Here is a 17,295-nt window from a genome sequence, read left to right on the forward strand (position 1 = left end):
AGGAATATTCTAGTTCTTTTATACAAAACAAAAAATTCAAAATTTTAAAAAATGTACTCATTTTCCGTCGATATAACCTAAATGCTCTGATATGCTTTTAGCTGCTTGCGTAATATGTTCAATAAAGACTGGAAACCGATCATCTGTCATTCTGGAAGTTGAGCCAATCATGGACAGTGAAGACACCACTTTGCCGGAATAATCGCGAATTGGTGCTGCGATCCCGACATACCCGACATAAAATTGGTCTTTTGATATGGCAAATCCTTGTTTTTTAATTTTTTTTAACTCATTTTTTAAAATGTCTGGATCGGTGATCGTATAGGGAGTGTATGCATATAATTTTTTCGACAAAACTTTTTCAATTGTTCGTTTGTTTTGATAAGCCAGAATGCATAACCCTTCACTTGTGCAATGAATCGGATTTTTCCGCCCTATATATGTTAACAGCCGATCGGGCTGGCTGCTTTCAATTCGGAACAAATACACTACTTGATCCTCTTCCAGAAGACAAATATGGGCGGATTCATTTAATGTGTGAACAAGCCTTTTTACAATGGGCAGCGCTTCTTTGTACAACTCATGATTGCTGAAAATCACGCCTCCTAATGTTAGAATCGAAAGGCCTAATCGATACTTGTTTGTCCGGGGATTTTTTGATAAAAATCCTTCCTTTACAAGCAATGAAACAAGGCGATGGGCGCTGCTTTTGGAAATATTTAATTTTTTTGATATTTCGGTAATCCCTAGCTCTTTTTGTTTATGTGTAAAAAGACGCAGAATTTTCATTGCGTTCTTCACAGATGACAGCAAATATTTTTCGCTCATGTTAGTCCTCCAGTCTAGTCGTCATTGCCGAACAATTGCTTCGTTTTTCTCTGTTTTATTAATTCAGAAATTCTTTCTCCCGCATTCACCACTTTTTTTATAAGCTGCTTGATGTTAATGGAATTGATTCGCTTCGTAGAGCCGGTAATGTTCACTGCTGCAACCACTTTATTATGTTCATTAAAAATGGGCGCACCGATTCCGATGATCCCTTTTTGGAACTCTTGATTGCAAACGGCGTAGCCTTCTTTTTTTATTTTCAAAAGCTTTTCTTTTAATTGCTCGGGTGAAGTGATCGTGTTCGGACCGTATTTTTTGAAGGGCTGCGAGCAAATTTTCTCGATTACTTCTTCGTCTTCAAAAGCTAAAATGGCTTGACCGGGACTTGTGCAGTAGACAGGATTCCTTCTGCCGATATGGGTATATTCTTTTTTTGAAGGATAGGTGCATTCAATTTTTTGCAAATAAATAATTTCGGTGCCTTCTAATATGGAAATGTGCGAATTTTCGCCTGTCTCCTCTGTTAAAACATTTAGAACCGGCGTCGCCTCATTTAAAATTTTCAATTGGGAGCTAACGATGCTTGTTAATGTCAAGATCGAAGCACCTAAACTGTAATGATTTGTGTTTATATCTTTGTATACAAATCCTTCGCTGGCTAAGCTTGTTAAAAGTCTGTGGGCAGTGCTTTTTCCGATATTTAGCTTTTCGGCTATTTCTGACACACCCAGTTCCGGTTCGTCCATTGAAAAGCTTTTCAAAATTTTTAAAGCGTTTTCAACAGAAGAAATTCTTTTTTTACTTTGAGAAGCCATCCATATCACCTGTAAAAAATTTTTTGATTGATGAGGAAATCCATTTTTGTTCTGTATATAAGAAAAATAATGTATTTTTAGATTTTTTTCAATATTAAGATGGTAACAAGACCATAATCAATGAAAGGGGTTTCAATAGTGAAACTGATCACGTTTACAGAACAAGGCGTCACACGCATCGGTGCAATTGAGGATGGAAAAGTGATTGATCTGCATGCCGCATTTGAAAAAAAGCTGGAATCGGAAGGGAAATTGCGCTTCAAACAAATTGCTGAGGCGTATGTGCCGGCAGATATGAACGGATTTTTGCAAGGCGGAAAGGAAAGCTTGGACTATGCAAAAGAAGCAGTTGCATTTGCTTTAAAACATGAAAAATATAAAGGAAAGCAGCTTGTGTTTTCCAAAGAAGATGTCAAAGTGGAAGCACCAGTGCCGTCGCCGGGGAAAATGATTTGCGTAGGCCATAACTACAGGGAGCATATTTTGGAAATGGGAAGAGAGATTCCTCCATATCCTGTAGTTTTTGCGAAATTCGCGAATACTGTCATCGGACCGGAGGATGACATTCCTCATTATCCAATTTCCGATCAGCTGGATTATGAAGCTGAGTTTGCTTTTGTGATTGGAAAACGGGCGCGCAATGTTTCCCAAGCAGAAGCATTGGATTATGTTGCAGGCTATACAATTGTGAATGATGTGACTTACCGGGATCTTCAACGCCGTACGCTGCAATGGCTTCAAGGCAAGACAGTGGATGGAAGCGCTCCGATGGGGCCGTGGTTAGTAACAACCGATGAGCTGTCAGATCCTTCTGGGCTGGAAGTAGTCTTAACGGTTAACGGTGAAGAACGTCAGCGTTCTAACACGAAAAATCTTGTCTTTTCCGTACAGTACTTGGTTGAATTTCTATCTGGACTTATGACCCTTGAGCCGGGAGATGTCATTTTGACAGGAACTCCAGGAGGTGTTGGTGTAGCGAGAGACCCTCAAGTATTTTTAAAAGATGGAGATGTTGTCCGCATCGAGATAGACGGCATCGGTGCATTAGAAAATAAAGTGAAAAAAGTGACGGGGGAGATCAGCGAATGACTAATATGAACGAAGCGATTGAAAGCATAAAACAATCCATTGACCAAATGATTGAAACTACAAAAAGTCTTTCAGAAGAGACCATTCGTTGGAATCCATCGGAAGAAGAATGGTCCATCATGCAAATTCTTTGCCATGTTGAAGAAGCGATTCCATACTGGTTAAACGAAATTGAGCGGCTGCTTGAGTCGCCGGGTGCAGAATGGGGAAGAGGACTTACGGATGAAAACAGGCTTGCTGCTGTTGCTAATACAGAAAAACGTGAAGTTTCAGACGTGCTAAACAAGCTTGAAAACGTAAAAGATCAAGTGGAAAAAGTGTTGAGCAAGCTGTCAGAAGAAGATTTAAAATCAGAGGCTCCGAGCCGCAATCCTCGTTTCGGAACAAAACCGATGTCTTTTATTGTCGACCACCTGCTTGTCGAACATGCAAGCAAGCATTATAGCCAAATTCAACGTAATTTATCAAAGCTTTAAAAGAATAGAGGAGGTTAGTTCATCATGGCGGAAAAAAATGAGTTTTTTAAAAGTAAAATTGTCCGAGATTTCACAAAAGATATTGAGCAATACCATCTAGGACCGCTTTGGGATGCTATTCCAGATTTAATGCATCGCCAGCCAACTCCGCAAGCTGAAGCGTATCTTTGGAAATGGAAAACCCTTTATAAAAAATTGATGGAAGCAACTGAAATTTTTACTCCTGAGCGCGGCGGGGAAAGACGGGCGATTTATTTTCAAAATCCTGGATTGACTTATCGAAAGCCTTGGGGATGGGCATCAACAACACAAACGCTTTATGCTGCCGTACAATTAATTCTTCCCGGTGAAGTAGCGCCTTCGCATCGCCATTCGCAAAGTGCGCTGCGCTTTATCAGTCAAGGAAAAGGCGCTTATACAATTGTGCAAGGCGAGCGGATTTTTATGGAGGAAGGCGATTATCTCATTACTCCGAAAGGGCTTTGGCATGGTCATGGACATCCGGGTGATGAGCCGATGATTTGGATGGACTGTCTTGATATTCCAACTATCTATTCGATTGGCGGCACGTTCTTTGATCCTTATCCAGACGGAATTGAACAACCGAAAGTTCCTGATAATTACTCATCGCAAAGATATGAAGGCGGCATGGTTCGTCCAATTTCTGACCGTGAACCAAAAATCGCTCCGTTAGGGTCTTATAAATGGAAGCAGACTGAAGCAGCTATTCAAGGTTTAAAACGCTTTGATCCAGATCCGTACGATGGATATGCGGTTGAATATATCAATCCTTCAACAGGCAAACAAGCCAATCCGACGATTTCCGCTTGGATGCAATTGCTTCCAAAAGGGTTTCATTCAAAAGCTCACCGTCATACGCACTCGACTATTTACCATGTCTATAAAGGATCTGGGTACAGTATTATCAACGGTGTGCGCTTTGATTGGGAAAGCGGCGATTTCTTCGTTGTTCCGAATTGGGCGTGGCATGAGCATGTTGCCGAAAAAGATTCTTACCTGTTCTCTGCGAATGATTTGCCGATTATGGAAAGATTTGATGTGGAACGTGAAGAAGCTTATGAAGAAAATAATGGATTCCAACAAGTGACCGATGAATTTCAACCTGTATTCGTTTAAACTTAGCAAGCATAATGGAGCAGTTGACGGTCCAAATTAAAACTGAACCTTTTGACGAGGTTTTCAAAACCCCTTTTTCACAAAGCTATTGTTGAAAAAGGGGTTTTGTTTTTTAGCGCGCCCAGCTAAGGTGTAATGGAAGATGGACAGTTTCATAACACCGAAAAGGGTACCCCGCAGGGCGGAGTCATTTCGCCTCTTTTAGCGAACAGCTACCTGCATTATATGGACACGATATGAAAGAAGAAGTTCCTACACTTAGGAGAACTGGTGCGATACGCAGATGATTTCGTGATCATGTGTCGCACGAAAAACGAGGCGCTGGAGAGCATTCAAGTACTAAAAGCCATCATGAAGAAACTCGACCTTGAAATCAACACAGAGAAATCCAAACTGGTCAGCCTATGGGACGACACAAACGGATTTGACTTTCTAGATCTACACCATCGGAAATTTCCTGTGATGAACAAGGGTGGCTCGAAAGTTTATGTCATGTCTCACATTTCCAAGTAAGAAAGCCATGAAGAAAATGAAAATGAATTTAAGGAATATACGAGTCCAAGGAACAAGCGATTTATGGACATCAAAGAACTGGTGAAAGGGCTCAATCGAATTTTACAAGGATTTAAGAATTACTACAGTATTTCGTCCATCGCCAAGAAGTGGCTAAATAAAGTGGACTGGTATGTATTAGAAAGACTTACTCTGTACTGGAATAAGAAGAAGAACCAAAGGAAGAAACATGCGAGAATGAAAGAAGTTATAAAATTAACACAAGGCTTATTAGTGAAATTAGCAAGTTAGACAAGAACGAAAGCCAAAGGAAGAACGTCGGAAAGCCGTATGAGGGAAAACCTCACGTACGGTTTGATGAGGGGAAGCTGAGAGCAAAAGGGGCTGTCCGAAAAGTCGATTGAATCGACCTTGGGCTCAGCCCTTTTTTCTGTTTTTAGGGTACAAAAAAATCGTCCTTTTTTATAGAATGAAATTGACCAAAAAACATTCTACAGAAAGGACGATTTCTTATGAATAATCAAATGACTATTCAAGAAAATTATAACACGCAATTAGAAATGACTCTAGAGGGTATTCAAAAAATAGAGGTTCAAAAGAATAAGAAACGCAAAAAACTAGTTTTCCAACCTTATTGCAATCGTCAAGTCATGAGCATTTTAGATATCGAAATGTATATTCCTGAAAATCATGTCGCCCGTTTAGTGGATGAAATGGTGGAATCGATTCCGGATGAAGTGTTGTATACTCATTATGTTGGTGGGGGTCGTGCACCCTATCACCCTAAAATGTTATTGAAAGTGATTTTATATGCGTACACTCAAAATGTTTATTCAAGTCGGAAAATAGCGCAAATGGTGAAAGAAAATCTTCCGATGATGTGGTTGGCGGGATTGCAAACCCCTGACCATCGCACAATAAATGATTTTCGTAGTGTTCGTATGTCAAACATGATGGATTCTGTATTTGAACAATTTGTCCTTCAACTAGTAGAACAAGGACTTATCGACCTCGACCATATTTTTGTGGATGGTACGAAAATAGAAGCGAATGCCAACAAATATACGTTTGTATGGCGAAAATCCGTAGAAAAATATGATCAGAAACTACGAGCCAAAATTCAATCGTTTCTACAAGAAGCGCACCAAATCGCCTTGGAGGAATTAAAAGAAGAACAATTAGAAGAAGAATTAGAAAAATCATCGGCACAACTTTCTGAGAGAATAGAAGCTTTGGAAAAAGATTATAAACAGGAAGAAGACAAAGAAAGAAAAAAAGAACTTCGCTCTAAAAAATCCCAACTCACCAAACAACTGAAAACGATTCAAACGGATTATCTTCCACGATTACGAAAATACAAAGTACAAAAACAGATTCTAGGTGAACGAAATAGCTACTCGAAAACCGACCATGAGGCCACTTTTATGCGAATGAAAGAGGACCATATGAAAAACGGCCAACTCAAGGCGGGTTATAATGTTCAACTCGCCACACAACATCAATTTATCGTGGGATTTGAAATTTATCAAAATCCAGGAGATACTCGCTGTTTCCAACCATTTATGGAAAAGTTATTGGAATCGATGCCGAAGGAAAAGAAACTCAAGTATGTCATTGCCGATGCAGGATATGCGAGTGAAGAAAACTATTTATATGCGATTGGCGAAGAAAAAGAACCTCGTTTTGAATTATTAGCCCCATACCAAACCTATTTGAAGGAACAAAGTAAAAAGTTTAAAAAGGATTTATCAAAAGTACAAAACTGGAAATACATCGAAGAAGACGATTGCTTTATCTGTCCGAACAATCGGAAAGTCGTATTCAAGTATTATCAAAAAAGAAAAAATGCATCTGGATACATACAAGATTTGAAAGTGTACGAGTGTGAAGATTGTACGGATTGCCCGTTGAAGAATGGGTGTACGAAAGCCAAAGGAAATCGTCGAGTATATTGGAACACGATTTATGAAGAAATGAAAGCGAAAGCCAAAGCAGCTCTTGGTGACGAACAAAAGGCAGCTCTTTATGCGAAGCGTAAAGTGGATGTCGAAAGTGTGTTCGGTAACATCAAGGGCAATTTGCGTTTCACTCGATTTCTGTTACGGGGGCTTCATAAAGTCCGAACAGAATTCGGGATTGTGGCAATGGCCCACAACATACTGAAATGGGCCGCAAATTCCCAAACCAATTTCAAAAATAAGGAAACAGAGCGAATGGAAAAACTCATTGTTTTCTCCATTCGCTCTGTTTTTATGGACTTTTTAGACAAGCCCTTTGAAAACAGTTTTCTACTCTACTAGTAAATTGGAAGCCTTCCCCATCTTAAACGACCTAAGCTTTTAGAAGAATAAAAAATGGTTGTGTGGATTTTAAGCAGCCCTTCAGCTTACCGATTTCATAAACTCAATATTTTAAAAATTAAGAAATCATTTCAATAAAGTTATGAATGTTTTGTCAAAAGATGCTAAAACAAGGCAATTTTTTACCGATAAATAAAATAGCAAGAATTCCTCGGAGGAGAAGGAATATGGGAATACAAAAGATAACCGGTGTTAATAATAATGCTTTTTTGCAGGATATGCAAGGAAAAGAGGAAAAATTGTCAATGCCTGAAAACCAGCAGCCTGTCCAAGAAGAAGAAAAAAAAGCTAAAGTTACGCTGGAGGAAGCAATTGAGGATTTGAACAATTTTTTGAAGCCGATTAAAACATCGATTCAATTTGTACTTCATGAAGAACTGAAAGAATATTTTGTACAAGTTGTCAATGTAGAGACGAACGAAGTCATCAGGGAAATTCCTCCGAAAAAAATGCTTGATATATATGCGGCAATGGCAGAGCTGATGGGATTAATCGTGGATCGGAAAATTTAACTAGGGGTGGAAACAATGCGAATTGTCGGTTTGGCAAGCGGAATGGACATTGACGCTCTCGTAAAAGATTTAATGAAGGCGGAAAGAATTCCGCTCGATAAAATGGTCCAACAAAAGCAAATTTTTGAATGGCAGCGCGACAGCTACAGGGAAATCAACAAGCTGTTGGACGAATTGGACAGATTGATTTTTGACGGCGTATACAGACTGTCGAATTTCCGGCAAAAAAAAGTGACGAGCTCTGATGAGTCAGCTGTTGTGGCAAAGGCAATCAACGCTTCAGCTAATACGTCGACAGCGATTGAAGTCCAACAATTGGCTAAGGCTGCCACATATAGTGCAGCAAAGTTAAATAAATTTACATCTGGTGCAAGAACGCTAAAATTTGAAGTGACCGATCCAGGTTCAACAGAAACGAGAGAAGTGACGATTAATATTGGTGAAAATGATACGCTTGATGATGTTATCTACAAAATCAACAGCTCAAATCTAGGCGTTACGGGGATGAAATTAAAGGATTCATCTGGTGTGGAAAGGCTCGTTTTAACGAATAATAAAACAGGTGAAGGTGGAACGATTAAAGCTGCCGATAGTGAAACATTTGATTTTTTGCAAAGCCTAGGTTTTTCACTTGATGATACAACGTTTAACCTAATCCCCGAAACTGCGGGTCAAAATGCAAAAGTTAAAATCAATGGCTACGAAACTGTCCAAACATCTAATACATTTACGATTGCGGGGATTGAATATACAATTAAAAATGTAACGACAAGTCCTGTTACGATTTCTACATCAACAGATGTTGATGCAATTCTCGATACTATTGTAAAATTTGTTAATAAATATAATGAAGTGATTGAAAAGATTAATGGCAAATTAACAGAAGAGCGCTTCCGGAATTTTCCTCCTCTAACGGATGAACAAAAAGAGGAAATGACGGAAAAGCAAATCGAGCTGTGGGAAGAAAAAGCGAAAAGCGGCCTTCTTCGCGGCGATGCGATTTTAACAAGCGGTCTTAATCAAATGCGGTTGGATTTATATTCTCCTGTCGCCGGAGATGCTTTGAAAGGGTTTAAGCAGCTTACGGATATTGGGATTTCAACAACAGCCAATTATTTGGATCGAGGCAAACTTACAATTGATGAAAATAAACTCCGGGAAAAAATTCAGGAAAATCCAGAAGCGATCTATAAACTATTTATGTCTGACGGCGAATCTTACAATGATAAAGGGATTGCCCGCCGTCTCCGCGATTCTTTGAAAGGTATGATGACAAAAATCAAAGACAAAGCGGGAACGTCTTTGTCTACAAATGACCAGTTTACGATTGGAAAAAACTTAAAAGATTTGGATAATCGAATCAATGCCTTTCAAGATCGGCTTATACAAATCGAATCAAGATATTATCGGCAATTTACGGCAATGGAACAGGCGATTCAGCGGGCGAACCAACAGTCAGCATATTTGATGCAATTATTTGGAGGCGGCGCTTAATCGTCTGCCTTTACTATTTACTTTTTAATGGATATGATATCTGAGGAGTGTCTTAAATGGCAATGAACAATCCTTATCAATCTTATTTGGAAAACAGCGTACAAACTGCATCACCGGGTGAACTCACGTTAATGCTTTATAACGGGTGTTTAAAATTTTTAAAGCTTGCGAAAAAAGCAATAGAAGAAAAATCTATCCAACAAAAAAACGAAAATTTGCAAAAAGCACAAAGAATCATTTGTGAACTAATGGCCACGCTAAATATGGATATTGAGATTTCTAAAAATATGTACGCACTGTATGAGTACATGAATCGACGGCTTGTTGAGGCCAATTTTAAAAACGATGTCACCATTATTGAAGAAGTGGAAGGATATGTGACAGAGTTCAGAGATACGTGGAAAGAAGTAATCCAAATCAACCGGAAACAGCGGCATAGTGAAGGCGGACAAGCGTAATGGACGAAGTGGAAAAATTGTTGGAAATAACGGAAGAGTTAGTGGAATTGACAAAACGGTCTAAAGATCAACATCGCGACCGTGATCAAGTGATACAAAAAATAGAAGACTTGCTGGCAAAACGGGAGGAGTTAACAAAAAGCATGAATCCTCCCTTCACGCCCAAGGAGAAAGAAGCAGGAAGAAAAATTATCCAATTGAATCAAATTCTTGTTGAGCAGCTTAAACTAATAAAACAAGAGATACAACATGATATCGTCAAGATGAAAGCCCAGAAAGAGATGACAAAAAAATATATGAACTCTTATGCGAATGCCACTATTGATGGCATTTTTTATGATAAGAAAAAATAGCAATATATGTACAAAAAGACACGATCATGTAGCGATGGATGAAAGTGTGAAAATCGTTTTCCCCGCTCATCAGCATTCATAAAATGTTCACGATTTTTTTTATTTTGTGAAAGGAAAAACGAACGAAACATCGAACTATATATATATCCCTTAATAAAAGGAGGAGCTCAATATGAAATACAACATTAGAGGGGAAAACATTGAAGTAACTCCAGCATTAAGAGAATATGTACAAAAAAAATTATCTAAACTTGAACGTTATTTTGATAATGGAGTACAAGCCGATGCAAATGTGAATTTAAAATATTATAATGACAAAGAATCTAAAATTGAAGTAACGATTCCAATGACGCATTTAGTGATGCGTGCTGAGGAATATCATGAAGATATGTATGCTGCGATTGATCTTGTCGTTGATAAGCTTGAACGTCAGATCCGCAAGCATAAAACAAGAGTAAACCGGAAGCTTCGTGAACAACAAGTTGATGCTAAATATTTCATCAATGCGGAAACGAATGATGACACTGATGTGAATGAAGAGGATATCGAACTTGTAAGAACAAAACGGTTCAATTTAAAGCCGATGGATACTGAGGAAGCTATTTTGCAAATGAACATGCTCGGCCATAACTTCTTTGTTTTTACGAACTCTGATACAAATAGAACAAATGTTGTCTACCGCAGAAAAGACGGCCGCTATGGATTAATTGAACCGAATGAGTAAAATTTATTATATAAAAAAAGTGCAGCCTACCTTGGCTGTACTTTTTTTACCTTCAAGCAAATAAAATGTAGACAAATGGGACGGGTTTATGGAAAGACTTTCACACAGCAAAAGTTGTACGCTTGGAAAAGCAGTGATAAAATTTAAAAGAAACTAAAATAATAAAATAAATTAAGGAGCGTTAAAGATGCTTGGACTTTTAAATAAAGTGTTTGATCCGAATAAACGCACTTTAGCTCGTTATGAAAAAATAGCTGAAAAAATAAATGCTCTCGGTCCAGATATGAGAAAGCTTTCTGATTTGGAATTGAGGTCAAAAACAGCTGAGTTTGCGGAACGGCTTGAAAAGGGAGAAACACTCGATGATCTGCTTGTGGAAGCCTATGCAGTTGTAAGAGAAGCCGCTCACAGAGTGCTCGGCCTGTATCCATATAAAGTACAGCTTATGGGAGCTATTGCCCTTCACGAAGGCAATATTGCGGAAATGAAGACAGGTGAAGGGAAAACATTAACCTCAACGATGCCTGTTTACTTAAATGCGTTGACGCGGAAAGGCGTTCACGTCGTTACCGTCAATGAATATTTGGCAAGCCGGGACGCAAAAGAAATGGGCAAAATTTTTGAATTTCTCGGCATGACTGTTGGTTTAAATTTAAACGGTATGTCAAAAGAGGAGAAAAAGGCTGCTTACGAAGCTGATATCACCTATTCAACAAATAACGAACTTGGGTTTGATTATTTGCGCGACAATATGGTTTTATACAAGGAACAAAAAGTGCAGCGCCCTCTGCATTTTGCGGTAATCGATGAGGTAGACTCCATTTTAATTGATGAAGCAAGAACTCCGCTTATTATTTCTGGACAAGCACAAAAATCCACCAAACTGTATATTCAGGCAAATGCTTTTGTCAGAACGCTTCAAAAGGATAAAGATTATACTTATGATGAAAAAACGAAATCCGTTCAACTTACAGAAGAAGGGATTGAAAAAGCGGAGCGTGCTTTCCATATTGATAATTTGTTCGATTTAAAAAACGTTACACTAAACCATCATATCAGCAATGCGCTGAAAGCCCACGTCGTCATGCATAAAGACGTTGATTATGTCGTTGAAGACGGACAAGTGATCATTGTAGACCAATTTACCGGACGGTTAATGAAAGGCCGCCGTTACAGCGACGGTTTGCATCAGGCAATCGAAGCGAAAGAAGGCCTTGAAATTCAAAATGAAAGCATGACGTTGGCAACGATCACGTTCCAAAACTATTTCCGAATGTATGAAAAGCTGGCGGGAATGACAGGGACTGCGAAAACAGAAGAAGAAGAATTTCGCAACATTTATAACATGCAGGTTATTACCATCCCGACAAACAAGCCGGTTATCCGCGAAGATCGTCCGGACCTCGTTTACCGTACAATGGAGGGGAAATTTAAAGCGGTTGTAGAAGACATCGTTCAGCGGCACATGATTGGTCAGCCTGTTCTAGTAGGTACAGTCGCGGTTGAAACATCTGAATTGCTTTCTAATATGCTTAAGAAGCGGGGAATTCCGCACAATGTGTTGAATGCAAAAAACCATGCAAAGGAAGCAGAAATTATTGAACAAGCCGGACAAAAGAATGCTGTGACGATCGCGACAAATATGGCCGGACGGGGAACGGATATAAAGCTCGGCGAAGGCGTAAAAGAGTTGGGTGGATTAGCTGTCATCGGCACAGAACGCCATGAATCCCGAAGAATTGACAATCAGCTGAGAGGACGTTCTGGACGTCAAGGAGACCCGGGTGTTACGCAGTTTTATTTGTCAATGGAAGATGAACTGATGCGCCGATTCGGTTCGGAAAGTATGATGAGCATGATGGATCGGCTTGGGATGGACGATTCCCAGCCGATTCAAAGCAAAATGATTACCCGTGCTGTGGAATCGGCGCAAAAACGGGTGGAAGGAAACAACTTTGATGCGCGGAAGCAGCTTCTTCAATATGATGATGTGCTCCGTCAGCAGCGTGAAATTATTTATAAACAAAGAGATGAAGTGCTTGAATCTGAAAATCTGCGAGAAAATGTTGAAGACATGATTCAACAAACGATTACCCGTGTTGTACAGTCATTTACGCCTGAAGAAGAGCTTCCAGAAGACTGGAACCTTGAAGGATTAGTCGACTGGGTAAAAGCCAATATTTTGGATGAAGCAGATGACTTTAATGTAAATGACCTTCGCGGAAAAGAATCGGATGAAATTATTGATATCATTTGGGAAAAAGCGACGAAGCGTTATGATGAGAAAGAAGCTGCTTTTGGCGAGGAAAACATGCGTGAATTTGAACGAGTCATTGTACTCCGCGCCGTTGATACAAAATGGATGGATCACATCGATGCAATGGATCATCTTCGCCAAGGTATTCATTTACGTGCATACGGACAAACCGATCCGCTTCGTGAATATCAATTGGAAGGCTACACAATGTTTGAAAATATGATTGCGTCCATCCAAGAAGAGGTTACAAAATATATAATGAAAGCTGAAATTCAAAACAATTTGGAACGTCAGGAAGTGGCGGTCGGCGAAGCCGTGCAGCCGAAAGAAGGAGACGCCCAGACGAAAAAGAAACCTGTCAGAAAAGCAAAAGAGGTTGGCCGCAACGAGCCATGTCCGTGCGGAAGCGGCAAAAAATACAAACATTGTTGCGGAAGATAACGATTTTAAATAGAATGGGTGTGGCGAGATGTCAGTCTCGCCTGTCCCATAAATTTTTTAACTAATGTATAAGTGGACAAAGCGAATCTGCAAAAATATAGTATACTGTGCAAAAAATTTTTAGAGGTGATGGACTAATGGATTTAGTAGAAATTCGGAATGAACTGGAGAAAATGGCTAAACGATTAGCGGATTTTAGGGGGTCTCTTTGACTTAGAAGAGAAGGAAGCACGCATAAAAAAATTAGAGGAGCAAATGGCTGCGCCAAATTTTTGGGATGACCAGCAAGCAGCTCAGAAGGTAATTAATGAAGCAAACGCCTTAAAAGATCTTGTCGGAGAATTTAACCATTTAAATGAATCATATGAAAATCTTCAAGTAACTTACGAGCTTATTAAAGAAGAGCCGGATGATGATTTGCAAAGAGAGCTTGAATCCGAATTGAAAAAATTAACGAAGGAATTGAATAATTTTGAATTACAGCTTCTTTTAAATGAGCCTTACGATAAAAACAACGCGATTTTAGAGCTTCATCCGGGAGCAGGAGGGACGGAATCTCAGGACTGGGCATCTATGCTCCTGCGAATGTATACGAGATGGGCGGAAAAGAAAGGATTTAAAGTTGAAACGATCGATTATCTTCCGGGTGATGAAGCAGGAATAAAAAGTGTAACGCTGTTAATTAAAGGACACAATGCATACGGCTATTTAAAAGCGGAAAAAGGAGTCCATCGGTTAGTGCGCATTTCTCCTTTTGATGCATCAGGCCGCCGCCATACTTCCTTTGTTTCCTGCGAAGTGATGCCAGAATTTAATGATGAAATCGATATTGAAATTAGAAGCGAGGATTTGAAAATTGACACGTACCGTTCAAGCGGTGCGGGAGGGCAGCACGTAAATACGACCGACTCGGCGGTACGGATTACACACTTGCCAACTGGAATTGTCGTGACATGTCAAACGGAGCGCTCTCAAATTAAAAACAGAGAACGAGCAATGAAAATGTTAAAATCTAAGCTATACCAATTAAAAATTGAAGAGCAGGAAAAAGAATTAGCGGAAATTCGAGGAGAGCAAAAGGAAATTGGCTGGGGTAGCCAAATCCGTTCTTATGTCTTCCATCCATATTCATTGGTGAAAGATCACCGGACAAATGTCGAAATCGGCAACGTCCAAGCTGTAATGGACGGTGAAATTGATGCATTTATTGATGCATATTTAAGAGCAAAATTGTCTTAAGGCTGTTATGAAAAGGACGATGACTCGTTACAAAAGATGAGCGAATAGAAATGTGATGCGGAAAAATGACGAAGAAAAACTGCCCTAAATTCCATTTGATTAGAGAACGTGTGGGACTGTCCAGAAAGTCAAAATCCATTGAAACGAAACATCATAAACATTGATATATCAACATTTAAAACATTAAAGGGGCGTCTATAAGGCGTAAAAACGACTTATTAGACACCCTTTTTCTTTTTTATCAATATTCAAGTTATTTTCACAGGATTGTCAAATGTTGGTCAATTTGTTCCAGATTGAAACCTCAATAATTAGGTTATAATATCTTCGAGACTAATTGGCGAAGGGGGATTTCGCAGTGAAAAAGTTCTTGATCTTAATATTTGGTCTTTCACTCGTATTAGCTGCATGCGGGGGCGGCGGGAATGACCAAGAAAGCGGAACAAATGGCGGAACAGATCAAGCTGAGAATACTGCATCTGCAGAAGATCTGATAAAACAAAATTGTACAAGCTGCCATGGACAAAATCTTGAAGGTGCTTCCGGTCCGAGTTTACAGAAAGTCGGAAGCAAGTATAGCAAAGATGAAATAAAAGATATTATTTTAAACGGCAAAGGCGCTATGCCAAAAGGTTTATTGAACGATAGCGAAGCAGATGTTGTCGCTGAGTGGCTTGCAGGCCAAAAGTAACATAAGAAGCGAGGGGACATGATCACCCTCGCTTTTTTATGCTATAGAAAAAAATAGCAGATAATAGAAAATTTTGTACTTTTTTTTACAAGAATTTTAAAAATTTTCCCTCGGAATATGATATTGAAACAAAAATGTAATATGAAAAGGTCTATTTTTGACGAAAAATGATGTTATAATGTTTTTTGTGGAAAGGATGTAAGATTTGTTTTCTGCTTCATAATTAATAGACGAATAGAAAATAACATTAGTTTCAAGTTATAAAAATTTTTTTGACTAAGTAATGAAATAATTCAATGACTTCAGGTGATAGCATGATCGAAATGAAGGATGTTTATAAAACCTATTCGAATGGTGTTTTGGCCATTAACGGTATTTCAATAAAAATCAATCAAGGCGAATTTGTATACATCGTAGGTCCTAGCGGTGCTGGAAAGTCGACATTTATCAAATTGATGTATCGGGAAGAAAAGCCTACAAAAGGTAGTATTGTCATAAACGGTATACAACTAGAAAACTTAAAAGAAAAAGAAGTGCCGTATTTGCGGAGAAATATCGGGGTTGTCTTTCAAGATTTTAAATTATTGCCGAAATTGACTGTTTATGAGAATGTTGCCTTCGCTTTGGAAGTGATCGGGGAAAATCCGAAGAACATTAAAAAGAAAGTATTAAATGTGCTTGATCTTGTGCAATTGAAGCATAAGGCCCGTTTCTTCCCTGACGAATTGTCTGGCGGTGAACAGCAGCGCGTATCAATTGCTAGATCCATAGTAAACAATCCGCCTGTTGTAATAGCAGACGAGCCGACAGGGAATTTGGACCCTGAAACCTCTTGGGAGATTATGAGATTGCTAGAGGAAATCAACAATCGGGGCACAACGGTGTTAATGGCCACCCACAATAAAGTGATCGTGAACACGATTCGAAAGCGGGTTATCGCTATTGAGGACGGCAAAATTGTGCGCGATGAGGCGAGAGGGGAGTATGGTCTTTATGAATAAAACTCTCGGTCGTCATTTGCGGGAGGCGATAAAAAGTCTTGGGCGAAATGCTTGGATGTCCATAGCCTCTATATCAGCCGTAACAGTGACCCTTCTTTTGGTCGGCACGTTTTTGGTTATTATGATGAATTTAAATAATATCGCCAGCAACATTGAAGAAGATGTTGAAATAACCGTGCTAATTGACAGGACAGCAGATCAAAACGCTCAAAACCAACTTGAATCGAAATTGAAAAATCTAGAAAAAGTGGAGAACGTCCAATTTTCTTCCAAAGACCAGGAGCTGGAAAAATTAATTAAAAGCTTCGGTGAAAAAGGAGAGTCATTCAAGCTATTTGAACAGGATAATCCTTTAAACGATGTTTTCATCGTCAAAACGAAAGTTCCCGAAGATACTCCAGTTGTAGCGGAAGAAATTAAAAAAATGCGCTATGTCGAAAATGTTCAATATGGAGAAGAAACTGTGAAAAAATTGTTTGAAGTTGTCAACGTTTCAAGAAATATCGGCATAGTCTTGATCATAGGGCTTGTGTTTACTGCGATGTTTTTAATCTCAAACACTATAAAAATCACTATATTTGCCCGCAGACGAGAAATAGAAATTATGAAACTGGTTGGTGCAACAAACTGGTTTATACGCTGGCCGTTCTTTTTAGAAGGTTTGTTTTTAGGAGCGCTGGGAGCTGTCATACCAATTACAGTTTTAGTTGTCAGCTACAATAGCTTAGTAAATATTGCCGTTCCTTATATTCAAGGTTCTTTTGTTGAGTTGTTGCCATTTTCTCCTTTTGTTTTTCAAATATCGGCTATCTTATTGTTAATCGGCGTCTTAATCGGCATATGGGGAAGCTTAATGTCTGTTCGAAAGTTTTTGAAAGTGTAGTTTATCTTAGGCAGCTCTTGCCAT

17 protein-coding genes and 1 pseudogene are annotated in these 17,295 nt (G+C 39.1%); 16 read left to right on the forward strand and 2 right to left on the reverse strand.

The window, feature by feature from the left end:
* Nucleotides 1-57 precede the first annotated feature (57 nt).
* Nucleotides 58-828 carry an IclR family transcriptional regulator gene (locus NST97_RS16535; protein ID WP_340880956.1) on the reverse strand — a complete coding sequence of 257 codons (771 nt, stop codon included), beginning with the start codon at nt 826-828 and terminating at the stop codon, nt 58-60.
* Between the two features lie 14 nt (nt 829-842).
* Entirely contained in the window at nt 843-1,643 is an 801-nt protein-coding gene (locus tag NST97_RS16540) for an IclR family transcriptional regulator (RefSeq protein WP_339194337.1), read from the reverse strand.
* 138 nt (nt 1,644-1,781) lie between these two features.
* Here NST97_RS16540 and NST97_RS16545 point away from each other — a divergent pair, with 138 nt between their 5' ends.
* The 16 genes and pseudogenes from NST97_RS16545 (at nt 1,782) to ftsX (ending at nt 17,271) form a co-directional block, all read left to right on the forward strand.
* A complete protein-coding gene (locus tag NST97_RS16545) occupies nt 1,782-2,732 on the forward strand; it encodes a fumarylacetoacetate hydrolase family protein (protein WP_094245184.1) in 951 nt (316 codons plus the stop codon).
* A complete protein-coding gene (locus tag NST97_RS16550; RefSeq protein ID WP_066248864.1) occupies nt 2,729-3,208 on the forward strand; it encodes a DinB family protein in 480 nt (159 codons plus the stop codon). The genes NST97_RS16545 and NST97_RS16550 overlap by 4 nt, the downstream gene beginning before the upstream one ends.
* Before the next feature lie 24 nt (nt 3,209-3,232).
* On the forward strand, nt 3,233-4,345 hold the full coding sequence (locus NST97_RS16555) for a cupin domain-containing protein (protein ID WP_063389206.1): 1,113 nt from the start codon (nt 3,233-3,235) through the stop codon (nt 4,343-4,345).
* 270 nt (nt 4,346-4,615) lie between these two features.
* Complete coding sequence (locus NST97_RS16560; RefSeq protein ID WP_066249849.1) at nt 4,616-4,858, forward strand: reverse transcriptase domain-containing protein; 243 nt, start codon at nt 4,616-4,618, stop codon at nt 4,856-4,858.
* 60 nt (nt 4,859-4,918) lie between these two features.
* Nucleotides 4,919-5,149: pseudogene (locus NST97_RS16565) on the forward strand (group II intron maturase-specific domain-containing protein); the annotation flags it as partial.
* A gap of 221 nt (nt 5,150-5,370) precedes the next feature.
* Nucleotides 5,371-7,158: an IS1182 family transposase gene (locus NST97_RS16570; protein ID WP_341343485.1), complete on the forward strand. Its 1,788-nt coding sequence runs from the start codon at nt 5,371-5,373 to the stop codon at nt 7,156-7,158.
* A gap of 227 nt (nt 7,159-7,385) precedes the next feature.
* On the forward strand, nt 7,386-7,730 hold the full coding sequence (gene flaG, locus NST97_RS16575; RefSeq protein ID WP_063389205.1) for a flagellar protein FlaG: 345 nt from the start codon (nt 7,386-7,388) through the stop codon (nt 7,728-7,730).
* A 15-nt stretch (nt 7,731-7,745) separates the two neighbouring features.
* The gene (locus NST97_RS16580; RefSeq protein ID WP_341343486.1) at nt 7,746-9,224 is read left to right on the forward strand and encodes a flagellar hook-associated protein 2; all 1,479 of its coding nucleotides are present in this window, start codon (nt 7,746-7,748) and stop codon (nt 9,222-9,224) included.
* A gap of 56 nt (nt 9,225-9,280) precedes the next feature.
* On the forward strand, nt 9,281-9,682 hold the full coding sequence (fliS, locus tag NST97_RS16585) for a flagellar export chaperone FliS (RefSeq protein WP_063389203.1): 402 nt from the start codon (nt 9,281-9,283) through the stop codon (nt 9,680-9,682).
* Nucleotides 9,682-10,035, forward strand: a complete 354-nt coding sequence (locus NST97_RS16590; protein ID WP_066249842.1) for a hypothetical protein — start codon at nt 9,682-9,684, stop codon at nt 10,033-10,035. Before fliS ends, NST97_RS16590 begins: the two co-directional genes overlap by 1 nt.
* 172 nt (nt 10,036-10,207) lie before the next feature.
* On the forward strand, nt 10,208-10,759 hold the full coding sequence (gene hpf, locus NST97_RS16595; protein WP_063389201.1) for a ribosome hibernation-promoting factor, HPF/YfiA family: 552 nt from the start codon (nt 10,208-10,210) through the stop codon (nt 10,757-10,759).
* Nucleotides 10,760-10,946: 187 nt separating this feature from the next.
* Nucleotides 10,947-13,457, forward strand: coding sequence for a preprotein translocase subunit SecA (gene secA, locus NST97_RS16600; RefSeq protein WP_340807137.1), 2,511 nt, complete (start codon nt 10,947-10,949; stop codon nt 13,455-13,457).
* A 137-nt stretch (nt 13,458-13,594) separates the two neighbouring features.
* A protein-coding gene (gene prfB, locus NST97_RS16605) for a peptide chain release factor 2 (RefSeq protein ID WP_130158800.1) occupies nt 13,595-14,696 on the forward strand; the annotation gives its coding sequence in 2 pieces (ribosomal slippage) (nt 13,595-13,666 and nt 13,668-14,696; 1,101 coding nt in all).
* Between the two features lie 358 nt (nt 14,697-15,054).
* Entirely contained in the window at nt 15,055-15,387 is a 333-nt protein-coding gene (cccB, locus tag NST97_RS16610; protein ID WP_341343487.1) for a cytochrome c551, read from the forward strand.
* A gap of 314 nt (nt 15,388-15,701) precedes the next feature.
* Nucleotides 15,702-16,388 carry a cell division ATP-binding protein FtsE gene (gene ftsE, locus NST97_RS16615; RefSeq protein ID WP_340880963.1) on the forward strand — a complete coding sequence of 229 codons (687 nt, stop codon included), beginning with the start codon at nt 15,702-15,704 and terminating at the stop codon, nt 16,386-16,388.
* Nucleotides 16,381-17,271 carry a permease-like cell division protein FtsX gene (gene ftsX / locus NST97_RS16620; protein WP_340880964.1) on the forward strand — a complete coding sequence of 297 codons (891 nt, stop codon included), beginning with the start codon at nt 16,381-16,383 and terminating at the stop codon, nt 17,269-17,271. Before ftsE ends, ftsX begins: the two co-directional genes overlap by 8 nt.
* The last annotated feature ends 24 nt before the right edge of the window (nt 17,272-17,295 follow it).

This window comes from Aeribacillus sp. FSL K6-1305 (assembly GCF_038050115.1).
GTDB classification, from domain to species: Bacteria; Bacillota; Bacilli; order Bacillales; family Aeribacillaceae; genus Aeribacillus; species Aeribacillus composti.